This window comes from Clostridium sp. (assembly GCF_032552055.1).
Lineage (GTDB): Bacteria > Bacillota > Clostridia > Clostridiales > Clostridiaceae > Clostridium.
On sequence record NZ_JAWGSV010000339.1, the window covers coordinates 1 to 2716 of the forward strand.

Genomic DNA, 2716 nt, shown 5'->3' on the forward strand with positions numbered 1-2716 from the left:
AATGATTTAGTTGCAGCATCAGCTTTAGCATCTGCAGGTTGTCAAATGGTGTTATTTACTACTGGAAGGGGAACTCCATTTGGATCTTATGTTCCTACATTAAAAATATCAACTAATACACAATTATATAATTTAAAACCTCATTGGATAGATTTTAATTCAGGAAGTCTACTTGAAGATGAAAATTTTGATGAAGTCCTTAAGGAGTTTATTGACTATATAATAAGCGTAGCTAGTGGACAACCTTCCAAGAATGAAAAAAATAATTTTAGAGAATTAGCTATATTTAAAACTGGAGTAACCTTATAACTAATTAAAACTTGAATTTAAGAATAGATTTAATCGTTTTAATATTTTATAGAAAATTATAAGTAATAAAGTAATCTTTAAATATAAAAAATAGAAGTACTTAAAGGAGGATTTTAATTTGGATGTAATTACAATAGGAGATGCAATGATTGCAATGTGTCCACAGAAAAAAGGTCCAATAATGTTTACAAATACCTTTGAAAAGAAGATAGGAGGGGCAGAATTAAACGTTGCAATAGGATGTGCTAGATTAGGACTTAATGTAGGTTTGATAAGTAATCTTGGAAATGATGATTTTGGGAAATTTATATTAAGGAGTGTAAGAGCTGATAATGTAGATACTTCTCAAGTTAGACTTGTGGATGGATATAAAACTTCAGTATATTTTAGAGAGGTTTTATCTGATGGTTCAAGTAGATCTTTTTACTACAGAGAAAACTCTCCAACAAGCACTATGAAACCAGAAGATTTAAATGAAGAATACTTTAAAAATTCTAAAGTTCTTCATGTAACAGGAGTTTTCCCATCTATATTAAAAAATAATCAAAATATAATTTTAGAAGCTATAAGGTTGGCAAAGAAACATAACTTATTAGTATCTTTCGATCCTAATATAAGACTAAAGATGTGGACCAAAGAAGAAGCAAAAAATTTTATAAATGCTATTTTACCAGATGTAGATATTCTTTTAATTGGAGATGAGGAAACAGAGCTTTTATTAGAGGAACAAGACTTAGAAAAAGCATTAAAGAAATTTTATGATTATGGAATATCTAAAGTAGTAATTAAAAGAGGAGCAAAAGGAGCTATAGGATTTGACGGAAGTGAGATTTTATATTTTGATGCAATTAAACCTAAGGCTTTAGTAGATACAGTTGGAGCTGGGGATGGTTTTGCAGCAGGATTTTTAACTTCAATGATAAAAGGAGAATCCTTTAGCGATAGTATAGCTTTTGCCAATGCTGTAGGTTCATTGGTAGTTGGTGTTGAAGGTGATAATGAAGGATTGCCTTTTTATGAAGATGTTCTTGTACATTTAGGAAAAAGTAATAAGGTAGAGCGTTAAGGAGGATAATATGTTTAATAGTGTATATGAGGCTTTAGTGGAAAATAAAGTAGTGGCAGTTATAAGAACACGTACATATGAAGAAGCAAAAGAAATAAGTGAAGCTGCAATAAATGGCGGATTTAAAATAATAGAGGTTACAATGAGTGTACCTGAGGCTCTTAAACTTATAGGTGAGTTAAAGAAGAAATACAAAGATATATTTATAGGAGCTGGAACTGTTTTAAGCAAGGAAGCAGTAGATGGTTGTATAGAAAATAATACAGATTTTATAGTATCTCCATGCTTTGATGAAGAGATAATAAATTATTGTATTGAAAGTAAATTCCTTATAATACCTGGAATTATGACAATGTCAGAAGTAAATAAAGCAATTAAACTTGGATTAGAATTTATAAAAGTATTTCCAGGAAATGTAGTGGGAAAGCCATTTGTTTCAGCTATAAAGTCAATATTTCCAGAATTAAAAGTTATGCCTACAGGGGGAGTTAGTAAAGATAATGTAAATGAATGGTTAAATGCTGGAGCTGACTGTACTGGTATAGGTAGTGATTTAAACAAGGCATATAAAAATGGTGGTGCTGAATCGGTAAAAACATATTGTGAAAGTGTATTAAAAGAATTTAAAAAGAAGAAGATATAAGAAAGAAGATATTAAAAAGTTAAACTTACAAATGCTATTATTAGTAGTAATTGAAGCTGTTTCTATGAGAAAAATGAATTGTTAGTAAGTTTAAACATGAAGAAAATTAATAATAATGTGAATTCGATGTATGATGATATGCTTATACCAATAGCCAGGGTAGGCGGAATGAGAGCATCATTCATGACCATAAGTATGAATGTAAGTAAGGCTCTTTTAAACCTATAGTCAAGCATATGATAATGAAGTTAAGCCAGAAATTGACTACATAAATCAATGCATAAAAGACTATGAGAATGTCAAAATATAAGAGTTAGAGGAAATAGTTTTATCTATAACAGATGTTTCTAATGGTACTAATAATATTGGAAGTAAAGTGAAAGATAGTAGTGAAAAAATGAATAACTTAGTCCAATATATTGAAAATATACAGTGAATATTCAATGATTTTGCAGGAAAGCTAAAGTCACTTGGAGTTAGAATCAATAGTATAAATGAAATATTAGACCTTATAAATGGGATCGTAGATTAAACAAATTTACTTGCATTAAATGCATCTATTGAAGCTGCTAGAGAATGGGAAGCTGGAAAGGAATTTGCAGTAGACTCTATGAAGAGAAAACAATTCGTAAAAGGTGTTACTCAAATAGCTCAAGAAGGAGCGATTCAAGTATTTAAAGAATCATTCATAGGAATGG

3 protein-coding genes and 1 pseudogene are annotated in these 2716 nt (G+C 29.7%); all 4 read left to right on the top strand.

All coding sequences use genetic code 11. The annotated features are described in order from the left end of the window. A pseudogene (locus E6248_RS15170) lies at nucleotides 1-309 on the top strand (UxaA family hydrolase); the annotation flags it as partial. A gap of 118 nt (nucleotides 310-427) precedes the next feature. After that, complete coding sequence (locus E6248_RS15175; RefSeq protein WP_316341609.1) at nucleotides 428-1375, top strand: sugar kinase; 948 nt, start codon at nucleotides 428-430, stop codon at nucleotides 1373-1375. Between the two features lie 10 nt (nucleotides 1376-1385). Continuing rightward, nucleotides 1386-2018 (top strand): bifunctional 4-hydroxy-2-oxoglutarate aldolase/2-dehydro-3-deoxy-phosphogluconate aldolase, encoded by a 633-nt coding sequence (locus E6248_RS15180; RefSeq protein ID WP_316341610.1) that lies wholly within the window; start codon nucleotides 1386-1388, stop codon nucleotides 2016-2018. A 96-nt stretch (nucleotides 2019-2114) separates the two neighbouring features. Then, nucleotides 2115-2246: an MCP four helix bundle domain-containing protein gene (locus E6248_RS16440; protein WP_396335160.1), complete on the top strand. Its 132-nt coding sequence runs from the start codon at nucleotides 2115-2117 to the stop codon at nucleotides 2244-2246. Nucleotides 2247-2716 lie beyond the last annotated feature (470 nt).